The organism is Pseudomonas protegens (assembly GCF_003732485.1).
Taxonomy (GTDB): Bacteria; Pseudomonadota; Gammaproteobacteria; order Pseudomonadales; family Pseudomonadaceae; genus Aquipseudomonas; species Aquipseudomonas protegens_B.
In genome coordinates this window covers 175,755-189,723 of sequence record NZ_MOAK01000036.1, presented here as the reverse complement: position 1 = coordinate 189,723, position 13,969 = coordinate 175,755, and the positions used below count along the sequence as shown (strand labels likewise).

The following is a 13,969-nucleotide window of genomic DNA, read 5'->3' as shown; positions in this document are numbered from 1 at the left end:
GGTTTTCAAGGCCCCGCCGAGGAAGCTGCTGCCGGCTGCCGTCGGTGCCGGTTGCGGCGCATAGTTCTGCTGTGGGGCGCCGAAATTCTGCTGCGGGGGCGCGCCGAAGGAAGAACGGGGCGGCTCACGCCAGCCACCGCCCGAGGAGGGCGCCACACTCGGGGCCGGAGCTGGAGCCGGTTGTGGCTCACGGGAGCCGCCAAAGATGCTCGACAGAAAGCCGCCACTCGCCGCCGGAGCTGGAGCCGGCGCGGCGGCCTGGGAGCGGGCCTGTTGCAGTTCGGCCTGCAACTGCTGCACTTGCTGGCTAAGCTGTTTGTTCTGCTCGTCGAGGCTCTTGAGGGCAGCCTCCTGCACCAGGATCGCCTGGGTCATGAAATACCCGGCCGCAGGCTGGCGGGTCAGGTGTTCCTTGATCCGCGCTTCGGCCTGGGCGTCACGTGGAGCTGAGTCCGTCTCGGCTTGTTGCAACCGTGAAAACAGTCCATCGATCAGGGTTTGCTCTTCGCTGTTCATGGCGACCTCTTTAGATTGCCGGTAAAAATCTGGTCCGTGCCCCCACAGGGCTGCGGTACGCACCAGTTATGGGGCTGGGGCGACGAGTTTCAATGGTCTTTACTCAAGGTTTACGTTTGCTCCCGGGGGGCCTGCTTCGGTTAAAGTGTTCAACCGCTTCGTCAACTGCGATCCCCATCGATGAATCCGTTAGATGTTCTCCGCGACTCCCTGTATTTCTTCCAGCGCAACCTCGGCCGCATCGCCCAACTGTGCCTGCCCCTGGTGATTCTCGAAGCACTGCTGCAACAGGGCGTCAGCAGCGCCCTGGGCGAGAATGCCTTTCCCGGCTCCAGCGTGGTGGTGGGGCTCTTGCTGTATCCGCTGTATACCGGCGCGCTGATCCTGTTTCTCGACGCCCGCACCCGGGGGGAATCGCCCCGTAACCGTGATCTTTGGGCCATGGCCCTGAGCCTGTGGCCGCGCTTCGCCCTGTTGACCGCGGTCAGCACGCTGCTGATTCTGCTGGGGCTGTCGCTGTATTTCCTGCCCGGGCTGTGGCTGATGGTGGTGCTGGCCTTCGCCGAGTACCTGCTGGTGCTCAAGGGCCTGGCGCCCCTGGCGGCCATCAAGGAAAGCCTGCGCCTGAGCCGCGGGCACTTCCTGCGCATCCTGCTGTGCATCCTGGCAGTGATGGCCCCCTTGTGGCTGCTCAAGGGGGCAAGCGAGGCCGCGTATCCCGAACCACACAACCCGATCCTGTCCCTGGCCATCGACAGCGCCTACAGCTTCCTGCAGCTGTTCACCAGCGTGGTGCTGTTCCGCCTGTTCATGCTGATCAGCGAGCAAGCGGACAAACGCTGATTCACCTTGTGGCCGCTCTACCCCTTGGGTGACGACCGCGCACTCGGTTATGCTCCGGCCCATCCTGCAACGCCATAAGCCGAGCCGATGACCCGTCTACTGCGCATCACCCTGTTGAGCCTGCTACTGATCGGCCTGGTGCTGACCGGCCTGATCTACAGCCTGACCTGGCGCCCACAGCCCAAGGAAACCCTGACAGTCAGTTGCAGTGCCCAGGCCACGCCACTGGTGCCGGGCCAGGCACTCAAGGTGATGACCTGGAACCTGCAGTACCTGGCGGGCAAGCGCTACGTGTTCTGGAACGACCAGGCCCGGGGCGAGGACGAACGCCCGACCCTGGAAGACATGGCCTTCAGCCTCGATGAAGTGGCCCGGGTCATCCGCGACGAACAGCCGGACCTGGTACTGCTGCAGGAAGTGGACAACGGTGCCAAGGCCAGCGCCTACCAGGATCAACTCAAACTCCTGCAGGAACGGGTCGCCGATCTCTACCCCTGCAGCACCCAGGCTTACGACTGGAAGGCCGATTTCGTGCCCTCCCTGCATATCTTTGGCAGCGTCGGCCGACAACTGGTGACCCTCAGCCGCTACCGCATCGATCACGCCGAACGCTTGCAACTGCCGGTTGCCCCGCGCCCGCTCATCAGCCGGCAGTTCCAGCCCAAGGACGCCCTGCTGCTGAGCTACCTGCCCCTGAGCGATGGCGGCCAACTGGCGGTGCTGAACACCCATCTGGAACGTGCGCAGCGCGCCGACGACACTCAGCAGAAGCAGGTGACGGCCATTGCCAAGGTTCTGGACAAACTGGAGAGCCGCGGCACCCCGTGGCTGATTGGCGGCGATTTCAACCTGCTGCCCCTGGGCCAGTACCAACGCCTGAGCGAAGAACAGCGCGCGCCCTACAAGGCCGACAGCCCACTGCACCTGCTGTGGGACAAGTACCCGATGATCCCCAGCAACACCCAGGCCAGCGGCGTCGACCGTGCTCGCTGGCTGACGCTCTACCCCAACGACCCGAGCCTCGACGGCCCGGATCGCACGGTGGATTACCTGTTCTACAGCCCACGGCTGAAGCGGGTTGAATCCCGAGTACGCCAGGACGACACCCAGCGGATCTCCGACCACCTGCCGGTGCTGGCACGCTTCCTGTTGCCGGCGTTGTAACCCCGCGCTACTTGCGGGGTTTGATCCGCGCCGTAGCCTCGGCGATCAGCGGATCGTCCGGCCAGTAATGCTTGGGATAGCGGCCCTTGAGATCCTTCTTCACCTCGGCGTAAGTGCTGCGCCAGAAGTTCGCCAGATCCTGGGTGACCTGCACCGGACGTCGCGCCGGCGACAGCAGGTGCAACTTGACCGCTTGGCGACCACCGGCAATCCGCGGGGTGTCCGACAGACCAAACAGCTCCTGCAGACGCACCGCCAGAATCGGCGGCTGCTCGCTGTAGTCCAGACGGATCGAGGAACCCGAGGGCACTGTCAGATGATGCGGAGCCAGCTCGTCCAGGCGCTGGAGCAGCGGCCAGGGCAACAGGTTGTGGACAATGCCGGCCAGCTCCAGATTGGCAAAGTGGCTGAGTCGCGACACCTTGCCCAGGTAGGGCTGCAGCCACTGTTCCAGTCCGGCGAGCAAGGCGCCATCGCTGACATCCGGCCATTGGCTCTCGCCCTTGTCCGCCAGATCCAGCTGCCGCAGCAAGGCCACCCGAGCCTGCCACTGGCGCAACTCCGGGGTCCAGGGCAGCAGTTCCAGCCCCTTGCGCCGCACCAGGTTGACCAGGGCCCGGCTACGGGCCGACTCGTCCAGGCCGGTGAGCGGTTCACGGCTGAGTACCAGCTCGCCGACCTTGCGTTGACGCTCGGCCCGCAGCACACCTTCGCGCTCGTCCCAATCCAGCTGGTCGACGTTACGCACCTGCTCTGCCAGCACCGTATCGAACAGGCCTGGATCAAAATCCGCTGCCAGGTAGATGCGCTCCTCACGCTGGCCCTGACGGCTGCCCAGGTCGGCGATCACCAGCCAGGGCTGTTTCATCAGGTTGTCGGTTTCGCTGAACAGCGCCGCACGGCCGTTGGCCAGCCGATACTCGGCGCCGCCGGGACGCCGCTGCTGAGCCACCCGGTCGGGATAGGCCAGGGCCAGCAAGGCACCCAGCCAGCGAGGATGCTCGGGATCGGCGACGGCGGCCTCGGGCTGCCCTCGCAGGTAGCCACGGTACTGCCGCGCCAGTTGCCGCGCACGCTGGACGCCACCCTGTGCACCACGGGCCGCGCGCTCCTCCCCGGAAAGCAGCACCAGGCGACTGTGCAGGTCGGCGCCGGCACCGCGCAGAATGTCCCGTTCCCCCAACAGGGCCGCGACGTCGCAGGCCATCTGCGCCAGCCCCAGGGACTGGCCGCGCAACAGCAAGTGGGCAATGCGCGGATGGGCCGGCAACTCGGCCATGGCCTGGCCATGGCGGGTCAATGTGCCGTCGTCGTTGAGCGCTCCCAGACGCAGCAACAGGTCCTGGGCCTGTGCATAAGCGGCGCTGGGAGGCGGGTCCAGCCAGGCCAGCTGATTGGGGGTCACGCCCCAGCGCGCCAGTTGCAGCGCCAGGCCGGCCAGGTCGGCCTGAAGGATCTCCGCGCCGGCATAGGCCGCCAGTTGTTCCTGCTGATCCGCCGACCACAAGCGATAGCACACGCCAGGCTCCAGCCGCCCTGCCCGACCGGCGCGCTGGGTAGCACTGGCTCGGGAAATGCGCTGGGTGTCGAGACGGGTCATGCCGCTGCCGGGATCGAAACGCGGCACTCGGGCCAGCCCGGCGTCCACCACCACCCGCACGCCATTGATGGTCAGGCTGGTTTCGGCAATGTTGGTGGCCAGCACCACTTTGCGCTGGCCCGCCGGTGCCGGGTCGATGGCGGCGCGCTGGGCGGCCAGGTCCAGCTCGCCGTGCAGTGGACAGAGCAGGATCTCGCTGCGTTGCCCCAAGGACTCGGCCAACTGCTGATGCACTCGACGAATCTCGGCCTGCCCAGGGAGAAACACCAGCAGGCTGCCGCTTTCATCGTTGATGGCCTCAAGAACAGTCTGCACCACCCGCGGTTCGATGAACTCGCCGGGCTGGAAAGGCCGGCCCCAGCGCTGGGTCACCGGGAACATGCGCCCCTCACTGCGCAGGATCGGCGCATCGTCCAGCAACGCGGAAAGACGTTCGCCCTCCAGGGTCGCCGACATCAACAGAATCTTCAGGGGCTGCTCGTCACGAAACAGCTCACGGCCATTGAGGCTCAAGGCCAGGGCCAGATCGGCATCCAGGCTGCGCTCGTGAAACTCGTCGAATATCAGCAGGCCAACCCCTTCCAGGGCAGGATCGTCCTGCAGGCGTCGGGTGAGGATACCTTCGGTGACCACTTCGATACGGGTACGCGGGCCAACCTTGCTGTCCAGGCGGATGCGGTAACCCACGGTTTCACCGACTTTCTCCCCCAGTTCGCTGGCCAGGCGCTCTGCCGCAGCCCGGGCCGCCAAGCGCCGGGGTTCAAGCATGAGGATGGTCTGTCCGGCCAACCAGTCCTGATCCAGAAGCGCCAGGGGCACGCGGGTGGTCTTGCCGGCACCGGGCGGGGCTTCGAGCACCGCTTCATGGCGCGCCGCCAAGGCTTCGCGCAGTGCAGGCAAAACTTCATCAATTGGCAAAGAATTCATGCTGGCTCCAAAACAGAGGCGCGAGTATAACGGCGAACTGCCTGGGGTTAATCATGGTCTGAGTGCTGATCGACAAGACTCAATGCCCCGCTCCATTTCGCTTTGTCTGCATATTTACCAGGAGATATCCATGCGTATTCCCCACCGTGTCATTGGCGGCGTTCTGGTGACTGCCCTGCTGACCCAACTCACTGCCTGCGGCTCGATCTTCTTTCCCGACCGCCGCGGCCAGATCGACGGCAAGATCGATCCAGTGGTGGCGGTGCTCGATGCCGTGGGCCTGCTGTTCTATGTGATCCCCGGGCTGATCGCCTTTGGCGTCGACTTCGCCACCGGGGCGATTTACCTGGAACCGGGCAAGACCGCGCAAATCGCACCGGAAAAACTCCAGCAGGCTATTGGCGCCGACGGTAACGTCGACAACCGCAAACTGCAGGCCATTCTGGAAAGCGAACTGGGGGGCAGCTTTCCTCTGGATGACCCGCGCCTGATCCAACACAGGGGCAGCGTGCAGCAATTGGCCTTGTACGGCCTGCAACCTGCTGCCTGACCCCGCATTCAAGGAACCCGCCGTCGATGATTGGCAACCCGGAACACGCTCGCCTCCTGCGCCTGGCCACCCGCGCTTCGGTTGCAGTGGCAGGCATCCTGATTGTGACCAAGGCCATCGCCTGGTGGCTCAGCGGCTCGGTGAGCATGCTGGCGGGACTGACCGACTCCGTGCTCGACGGCTTCACCTCGTTGCTCAACCTGTTGGCGGTGCACTACGCCCTGCGCCCGGCCGATGACGATCACCGCTACGGCCACGGCAAGGCGGAATCCCTGGCGGGCATGGCCCAGGCGCTGTTCATCGCCGGCAGTGCGGTGCTGATTGCCTTTCAGGCATTCGAGCGGCTGCAGCACCCAGAACCGGTGGGCGCGCCCTGGCTGAGCATCGGGGTGATCGGGTTGTCATTGGTGCTGACCGTGGCACTGTTGATCCTGCAGCATCGGGTGATTCGCGAAACCGGCTCCAACGCGGTACGGGCCGATTCACTGCACTACCGCTCCGACCTGCTGCTCAACGGCAGCATCCTCCTGGCCCTGGTATTGGCGGCCTTCGGCTGGCATCAGGTGGACGCCTGGTTCGGCCTGGGGATCGCTGTCTACATTCTCTGGAGCGCGATCCAGATCGCCCGGGAAAGCTTCTCGGTGCTGATGGACGAGGAACTGCCCGCCGATGTCAGCCAGCACATGCTGGAACTGGCCTGCAGTGTGCCCGGCGTGCTGGGTGCCCACGACCTGCGCACGCGAATTTCCGGCAGCCACTGGTTCGTCCAACTGCATCTGGAACTGCCTGGCGACCTGACCCTCTCGGTGGCCCATGGCATCAGCGATCAGGCTGCCGAGGCGATCCACCAGGCGTACCCGCGGGCCGAAGTGCTGGTACACGCCGACCCACAGGAAGTGGTCGAGGCCGCCAGGGCTCAGTAAGTGACCTGGTAGCCCCGCGAGCTCAGGCAGTTGCCCTGGGCCTGACGGTAAGCCTGAACCACTTCTGGGGCGGGCTGATAGGTCGCGCTGGCTGGATCGAAGCCACTCTGCTGCACCGCCCAGCGATAGCAGTCGTAGCGATCCTGATCGATCTGCTGCGGCGACTGGCCGTTGACCGGGTACGCCAGCACATCATAGCCATTGCCACTGGGCTGACTGGGCGGCGGCGCCGCTACTGGCGGCTCCACCACGACATACTGCTGGGTGTTGGCTTCATAGGTGTAATAGGCTCCGGCGGCGAGGAAGAATAGCGCGCTGCCGATCCACACTTCCCGGGCATAGTCGGGCAGATAGGCCACTCGAATCCCATAAGGCGGGCGCACCACCACATACCGTGGACCTTGTGGGCGATACCAGTAGCCTCCCGAGAAAAAGTAATCCTGACCACGGTATGGCACCCGGTAATTGCGCTCGGGGAAACGGTCAATCACGTAGCCGGGGCGATATTGCGGACCAGGCCCCCAGCCGTTGCCATGCCCGTCGGGACGACCCGGCCAGCGATAGTCGTTGGGTCGACCATTGTCGGGGCGCGAGCCTGGACCACCGGCCTGCCAATGCTGGTTGTAATCGTTGCGCCGGGGAATGTCCTGGTAATAGCCGCGCTGAGGCTCCTGGGTCTGGCGCACGGTATCGGGCCGGCTCTGGATGGGCAGCCCTTGTGCAGGCTGAGGCTGCTGAGGAGCCGGTCGCCCCTGCTGATTGGGATCATGCTGGGGACGGTTCTGCCACTGCCCACCCGGATTCTGGCCATTGTGTTCGAACTGCCGGCTATTATCGCCACGAATGATTTCATTCTGCGGACGCGGCTGCTGCGGGGCAGGTTGCGCACGTTCGGGCGAGTTCGCCGGACGGCCCTGATTGCCCTCGCCACGCCCTTCGGGGGCATGCTCACGCTGCCCGCCCGAAGGCGCTCCCTGCAGGGGTGGGCGTCTCTCGTCCCGCTCATCGGCGAGCACTTGCGCGCTGACGCTCACGCACAACACACCAACACCTGCCAAACGCCAGATGCGCGACTTCATGCTATTCCTCACTGCGGATTGGGGCCTGTACCTAAGACTGAAAAAGCCTGGGGCGGTTCTGCAGCAGATTATCAGTCACGCGACTTATTTCGCAGGCAATAAAAAAGGGCGGCCCGTCGGCCACCCTTTGAGATTTTGTCCGTGCTCGACGCTTTTGGCGCCGGCTCACCTCACTCCGTCTTCTGGACAGGGTGTAGCCCGGGGGCCGGATCAACCCTGTGGGGTTGGCGGCCGCGGCAGGCCTGATTCGGCGGGCCGCAGTGGACTCTATGTCCGGGCAGTGATTCTGGTGATAAGAATAGGCCTGGGCCGGCGACAGAGGATTGCGAAGATTGCTTGCAAAAACACCTCTTGCGCAATTTTTAACTCAAGATAGATAATTCAACGCAATACTTATGACAAAGGCCTGATTGATGAGCAAACTCGACCGCTATGACCTGAGTATTTTGGCGGAATTGCAACGCGATGCCCGTATCTCCAACCAGGAACTGGCCGAGCGCATCGGTCTGTCGCCCTCGCCATGCTCGCGCCGGGTCAAGCAACTGGAAGACGACGGCTATATTTCCCGCCAGGTCGCCCTGCTGGACCGCAAGATGCTCGGCCTGAGCCTGACCGCCTACGTACTGATCGGCATGGACCGGCACACACCGGAACGCTTCGAGAATTTCGAAGCGGCCATCCGCAGCCTGCCCCAGGTGCTGGAGTGCAGCCTGGTGACCGGTGTTGACGCCGACTACCAGCTCAAGGTGGTGGTGCCGGACATGGATCACTACCAGAAGTTGCTGCTTGGCCACCTGACCCGCATCGACGGCGTGACCAGTGTGCGCTCCAGTTTCGTGCTCAATCAGGTGCTCAACAGCACCGAGCTGCCCCTGACCCATCTGCGCAGCTAAAAGCGGCTGTGGCGACGTAACGCAGGCAGATCAATGCTCGGCAAGTATCCCTTGGCGTATACTCGCCCGGCATTTTTTGCCCTGTCTGCAATGGAGATGATCGATGGACCCAGCAGTATTCGAAGAGTGGATGATGACCGGTCTGGTCAGCATCCTGATCATATTCATGGGTTTCATCGTCTGGGACCTGGCCAAGAAGTCCAAGGCCGGACGCTTCGGCTCCTTTATCCTGTTCTTCGTGCTGGGCCTGGGCGTGGCCGCCTTCATCATCAAGAGCGTGGTGATCGGCCTGATCGAGTCCGGCGCTCTATAAGCGCGCCGGAACTTCCTTCCACTGGCCCTGATCCAGGCCATCCAGGGTCCAGTCGCCAATCCTGACCCGCACCAGCCGCAAGGTCGGCAGGCCGACGGCCGCCGTCATGCGCCGCACTTGGCGATTGCGCCCTTCACGAATCACCAACTCCAGCCAACTGGTGGGCACGCTCTTGCGAAAGCGCACTGGTGGATTGCGCGGCCACAGCTCTGGCTCTTCCAGCTGCCGCGCCTCGGCCGGCAAGGTCATGCCGTCGTTCAACTCCACGCCGTCACGCAGGCGTTGTAACTGCTCAGCGCTGGGTTCGCCTTCGACCTGCACCCAATACGTCTTGGCCAACTTGTGCTTGGGATCGGCGATTCGCGCCTGCAACTGCCCGTCATTGGTCAACAGCAGCAACCCTTCGCTATCGCGATCCAGGCGCCCGGCCGGGTAGACCCCGGGAATGGCGATGAAATCCTTGAGCGTCGCCCGTCCCTCACCATCGCTGAACTGGGTCAGCACGTCGAAAGGCTTGTTGAACAGGATCAGCTTCGGCTCGGCCGGTGGCGCCTTGGCCACGCGCTTGGAGGGGGAAACGGAAAACGGCTTCGCGCCAGGGCGACGAGAAGCAGGACGGGACGGACGGGACATGGGATCAGGAACATTCAGCGATCAGGACCGACAATGCTAGTGGCCTGATCGCCAAATGGCCATGGATTAAACGCTTAGCGGAAAGGCGGCTCGTCGAAGCTGCGCAGTTTGCGCGAGTGCAGGGAGTTGAGCTCACTGCGCATCAGGTCCACGGCTTCGATACCGATCTTCAAATGCTGGCTAACCGCCCGCTCGTAGAAGGCATTGGCCGCCCCCGGCAACTTTATCTCGCTGTGCAGGGGTTTGTCCGAGACACACAGCAAGGTGCCGTAAGGCACCCGCAGGCGATAGCCCTGGGCCGCGATAGTACCGCTTTCCATGTCCACTGCCACGGCCCGGGACAGGTTGATCAACGGACGCTCCTGCGCCCAGCGCAACTCCCAGTTGCGATCGTCGTAAGTCAGGACGGTGCCGGTGCGCAGGCGCTTCTTCAGTTGCTCGCCCTTCTCTCCAGTGACATTGGCCGCCGCTTGCTGCAACGCCAGCTGGACCTCGGCCAAGGCCGGGATCGGAATGTTCGGCGGCACCACGCGATCAAGAATGCCGTCACGCCGCATGTAGGCGTGAGCCAGGACGTAATCGCCGATGGTCTGGGACTGCCGCAGCCCACCGCAGTGGCCAATCATCAACCAGCAATGAGGGCGCAGCACCGCCAAGTGGTCGGTGATGTTCTTGGCATTGGATGGGCCGACGCCGATATTCACCAGGGTCACACCGTGGCCATCGCTGGCCTGCAGGTGATAGGCCGGCATCTGGTAGCGATGCCAGACCACACCGGCGGCGATGGCCGAAGCCTCGCCGTGATCCATGCTCTTTTCAATGATCACGTTGCCCGGCAGAACCATGCGCACAAAACGCGGATCACTGCGCAGTTGCTCCAGGCCATGGACGATGAACTGGTCGACGTAACGGTGATAGTTGGTCAGCAGGATCCACGGTTGCACATGACGCCAGTCGCTGCCGGTGTAATGCACCAGGCGCCGCAGAGAGAAGTCGACTCGCGCCGCATCGAACAGCGCCAAAGGCAGCGGGTGAGTGTTTTCCCAGTCGTAGAGGCCATCGGCGATACCGTCGGTGGCAGCCGACAGGTCGGTGCTGGGGAACACCCGGGCCAGCGCCGCAGCCGTCACCCCGGAACCAGCCAACTCGTCGCCTTGTTCCACCACGTAGGGATAGGGGATGTTCTGTTCGCTGACGCCCACTTCCACCGTGACGGTGAAGTCGTGCATCAAGGGGACCAACTGCTCGAGCAGGTAGTTACGAAAGGCGGCGGGATGAGTGACGGTAATACTGTAGGTGCCCGGCAACTGAACCTTGGCATAGGCCCGGGTGGTCTGCGGGACTTCGCCGTGGCACTGGTAGGTCAGGCGCAATTCGGGGTAGCGAAACAGCGCTCTTTGCTCGGCGTCCGGCTCGACCCGGTCCTTGAGGTAACGCTTGAGCGCCTGGCTCAGCGCCGTGGTGGCCCGCTCATGCAAAGCGGCAAGCCGATCCACGGCTTGCTCGGCGGTTTGAACGACAATAAAAGCTTCGGTCACGATAAGCATCCTGTGTTCTGATCTTGCAGGCGTTCATCTTGCCTGCAACACCGTCCCACGGGAACAGCAGAGTTGTAGGAGCCGGCGTGCCGACGATGGCGGCGGCAAGGCCTCTTCGCCGGCAAGCCGACTCCTGCAAAAGGTCAGAAGCCTTGAGGCGTGGAGCGGGCAACAATGGCGGCCACGTCCAACCCGCGGGGCAAGGTACCGTAGACCCGACCGCTCTGCCCCCCAAGACGGCTGGCGATAAAGGCGTCGCTGACCACCTCGTTACCGGCCTCCAGCAGCAGCTTGGCCTGCAGACCCAGGGCAATGTCCTCGGTCAGTTGGCGGGCACGGTACTGGATGTCGCCGGTGTCCTTGAAGCTGTCCTTGAGCGCCGCAATATGCGCCGCCAGACGCCGCTCTCCATGCCCATCCCCCAACTCGGCAAACAACACATCCAGCACCCCGGGTTCTTTCGACAGGGCCCGCAGCACGTCCAGGCATTGCACGTTACCGGAACCCTCCCAGGTGGAGTTCACCGGCGCCTCGCGGTACAGCCGCGGCAGGATGCTGTCTTCGACATATCCGGCGCCACCCATGCATTCGGCGGCCTCGTTGATCATGGCCGGGGCGCGCTTGCAGATCCAATACTTGCCCACTGCCGTCACCAGCCGAGAGAACTTCGCTTCCTGGGCATCGTCCTGATGATCCAGGGCGCGTCCCATGCGCATGCTCAAGGCCAGGGCTGCTTCACTTTCCAGGGCCAGGTCGGCCAGCACGTTCTGCATCAGCGGCTGCTCACTAAGCACCCGCCCGCCGACGCTGCGATGGGCACAATGATGGCTGGCCTGGGTCAAGGCCTGGCGCATCAGCGAGCTGGAACCGACCATGCAGTCGAAGCGAGTCATGGCGACCATTTCGATAATGGTGGGTACGCCGCGCCCCTCCTCACCGATCATCCAGGCCAGAGCGCCACGGTACTCCACTTCGCTGGAAGCATTGGAGAGGTTGCCCAGCTTGTTCTTCAAGCGCTGGATATAGAACTGGTTGCGGCTGTCATCCGGGCGATGACGGGGCAGGAGGAAACAGGTCAGGCCCTTGTCGGTCTGGGCCAGGGTCAGGAAGGCATCGCACATCGGCGCCGAGCAGAACCACTTGTGCCCCACCAGCTCATACGCCTGCCCCGGCCCCGGGGCTCCCACCGGATAGGCCCGGGTGGTGTTGGCGCGAACGTCGGTCCCGCCCTGCTTCTCGGTCATGGCCATGCCAATCGTCAGCCCGGTCTTGTGCTGCATGCCAACATTACGCGGGTCGTATTGAGTGGCGAGGATCTTCGGCAGCCACTGCTCGGCGATGTCCGGCTGCAGTTTCAGCGCCGGTACGCAGGCAAACGTCATGGTCAACGGGCAACCGCTGCCAGCCTCGGCCTGACTGTGCAGATAGGTCATGGCAGCACGGGCGACATGAGCACCCGCTTGTGGATCGGTCCAGGGCAGCGAGGGCAGCCCGCCTTCGATGGCCGCCTGCATCAACTGGTGATACGCCGGGTGAAACTCCACCAGGTCGATCCGGTGACCAAAGCGGTCGTGACTGGAAAATACCGGTTTGTTCTGATTGGCCAGGAACCCTGCCTCCATCAACGGACCACCCGCCAGGGCGCCATAAGCGTCGACCCGGGACTCGGCCCAACCGGCATCGAAGCGCCGCATCCATTGCTGCAACGGCAGGTCGATCCGATAGAGGTTGGCGCCGTCTAGGGCGGGCGGCTGGTTGGTGACTTCGTGGGTTTCAGCGAACTGGTGGAGGTTCATTGCGGGACTCCTTCAGGGTGTGCCAAGACCCCCAGTTAAGCACCCGCCCCACCCCGAACAAAGTGGCATATCCGCCTAAATATCGGCGCTTTCGCCTTGCTCCACACAAAGCACCCACTTCAACAGCGCCGCTTGCAGCGCCTCGAATTTCACCGGTTTGCCCAGGCAGTCCGCCCCTGCTGTCGCCGCACAACCTTCAGTGCCAGGGACGCAGGCCAGCAAGATGGGCAGGTGGGCGTATCCGGGCATTGCCTGGGCCTGAAGACGAAACGCCCCCAGTTGCGCCGCAGTGATCTGGCCATCGATCAGCACCGCGCTGACAAGTTCACGCCCCAGCAGTTGCAGCGCATCGGTGGGGCTGCCAACAGTGCGCACTCGGTATCCCAGCTTGAGCAGCATGCCCCGCACCACCAGTTGATCAACGTCGTTATCGTCCATCAGCAGCACGGTACAGTCCTGGGGCGCACGCCGATGAAGGGTTGCCAGCGCTCGAGGGGGCGGCTCCTGGGCATCGAACTCCACCAGCAAGCGGAAGCAACTGCCCTGTCCAGGCGTGGATTCATGGGTCAACTGCCCACCCAGCAACTCCACCAATTGCCGGCAGATCGCCAGGCCGATGCCCAATCCACCGTATTCACGCGTCATGGAGCCGTCGAGCTGGAAGAAACGCTGATACAGCGTCGCCTCGTCCAGATTGACAAAACCTATCCCGCTGTCGATCACCTCGAAGCTCAGGCTCGCCCGCCCCGCCGAAACCGACCGGGTGACCACCCGCAACACCACGCCACCGGAATGGGTGAACTTGACGGCGTTTTCCAGCAGGCACTCCAGGCAATGGCTGAGCTTGCAGCGATCCCCCTGCAAGCGGTCGGGCAGCCCGGCGCTGAGGTCGACCTGAAAGGACAGGGACTTGGCCGCCGCACTGGCACCGAACTGGGTTTGCAGTGCGCTGAGCAACGAACGCAGGCTGAACGGCTGGCGCTGGGCACTGAGCTTGCCGGCTTGCAGTTCGGTCAGGGTGAGGATGCCGTTGACCATGCGCATCATGTCCCGCGCCGAGCCGGCGGCGGTCTGCTGGTACTGCTCCATCTCCGGGTTCAGTTCCAGGGTCTGCATCAGCTCCAGCGAGCCAATGACACCGTTCATCGGCGTGCGCAACTCGTGGGTCAGGGTGGCCAGGAACTCGTCCTTGAG

The 13,969-nt window shown here is 63.7% G+C and carries 13 protein-coding genes; 6 read left to right on the top strand and 7 right to left on the bottom strand.

The features are described 5' to 3' along the window. Positions 1-516, bottom strand: a 516-nt coding sequence (locus BLX41_RS34740) for a DUF2076 domain-containing protein (RefSeq protein WP_259744535.1), incomplete at its 3' end; no start/stop codon positions are given. A 180-nt stretch (positions 517-696) separates the two neighbouring features. Here BLX41_RS34740 and BLX41_RS07760 point away from each other — a divergent pair. Both BLX41_RS07760 and BLX41_RS07755 read left to right on the top strand, forming a co-directional pair. Continuing rightward, complete coding sequence (locus tag BLX41_RS07760) at positions 697-1,359, top strand: YciC family protein (RefSeq protein WP_123724409.1); 663 nt, start codon at positions 697-699, stop codon at positions 1,357-1,359. Positions 1,360-1,446: 87 nt separating this feature from the next. After that, positions 1,447-2,523 (top strand): endonuclease/exonuclease/phosphatase family protein, encoded by a 1,077-nt coding sequence (locus BLX41_RS07755; protein ID WP_123724408.1) that lies wholly within the window; start codon positions 1,447-1,449, stop codon positions 2,521-2,523. A 7-nt stretch (positions 2,524-2,530) separates the two neighbouring features. Here the strand turns inward: BLX41_RS07755 and hrpB are convergent, their stop codons facing one another. Next, on the bottom strand, positions 2,531-5,050 hold the full coding sequence (gene hrpB / locus BLX41_RS07750; protein ID WP_123724407.1) for an ATP-dependent helicase HrpB: 2,520 nt from the start codon (positions 5,048-5,050) through the stop codon (positions 2,531-2,533). Positions 5,051-5,180: 130 nt separating this feature from the next. On the opposite strand from hrpB, the gene BLX41_RS07745 reads away from it, so the two are divergent. After that, the gene (locus BLX41_RS07745) at positions 5,181-5,600 is read left to right on the top strand and encodes a polyribonucleotide nucleotidyltransferase (RefSeq protein ID WP_123724406.1); all 420 of its coding nucleotides are present in this window, start codon (positions 5,181-5,183) and stop codon (positions 5,598-5,600) included. Positions 5,601-5,626: 26 nt separating this feature from the next. Beyond that, positions 5,627-6,523, top strand: a complete 897-nt coding sequence (locus BLX41_RS07740) for a cation diffusion facilitator family transporter (RefSeq protein ID WP_123724405.1) — start codon at positions 5,627-5,629, stop codon at positions 6,521-6,523. Here BLX41_RS07740 and BLX41_RS07735 read toward each other — a convergent pair. Then, complete coding sequence (locus BLX41_RS07735) at positions 6,517-7,602, bottom strand: DUF6515 family protein (protein ID WP_123724404.1); 1,086 nt, start codon at positions 7,600-7,602, stop codon at positions 6,517-6,519. The two genes, BLX41_RS07740 and BLX41_RS07735, sit on opposite strands and share 7 nt — an antisense overlap. A gap of 413 nt (positions 7,603-8,015) precedes the next feature. Here BLX41_RS07735 and BLX41_RS07730 point away from each other — a divergent pair, with 413 nt between their 5' ends. Then, the gene (locus BLX41_RS07730; RefSeq protein ID WP_102865370.1) at positions 8,016-8,495 is read left to right on the top strand and encodes an Lrp/AsnC family transcriptional regulator; all 480 of its coding nucleotides are present in this window, start codon (positions 8,016-8,018) and stop codon (positions 8,493-8,495) included. 103 nt (positions 8,496-8,598) lie between these two features. Continuing rightward, complete coding sequence (locus BLX41_RS07725) at positions 8,599-8,808, top strand: DUF2788 domain-containing protein (protein ID WP_003228500.1); 210 nt, start codon at positions 8,599-8,601, stop codon at positions 8,806-8,808. On the opposite strand, the gene BLX41_RS07720 is transcribed toward BLX41_RS07725, so the two are convergent. From BLX41_RS07720 to BLX41_RS34735, 4 genes are all read right to left on the bottom strand, one after another. Further along, positions 8,803-9,369 carry a pseudouridine synthase gene (locus BLX41_RS07720; RefSeq protein WP_185073468.1) on the bottom strand — a complete coding sequence of 189 codons (567 nt, stop codon included), beginning with the start codon at positions 9,367-9,369 and terminating at the stop codon, positions 8,803-8,805. The genes BLX41_RS07725 and BLX41_RS07720 overlap by 6 nt on opposite strands. A gap of 146 nt (positions 9,370-9,515) precedes the next feature. Continuing rightward, positions 9,516-10,988, bottom strand: a complete 1,473-nt coding sequence (gene amn, locus BLX41_RS07715; RefSeq protein WP_185073445.1) for an AMP nucleosidase — start codon at positions 10,986-10,988, stop codon at positions 9,516-9,518. 134 nt (positions 10,989-11,122) lie between these two features. Next, positions 11,123-12,775: an acyl-CoA dehydrogenase family protein gene (locus BLX41_RS07710; RefSeq protein WP_123724401.1), complete on the bottom strand. Its 1,653-nt coding sequence runs from the start codon at positions 12,773-12,775 to the stop codon at positions 11,123-11,125. A 75-nt stretch (positions 12,776-12,850) separates the two neighbouring features. After that, positions 12,851-13,969, bottom strand: a 1,119-nt coding sequence (locus BLX41_RS34735) for an ATP-binding response regulator (RefSeq protein ID WP_259744534.1), incomplete at its 5' end; no start/stop codon positions are given.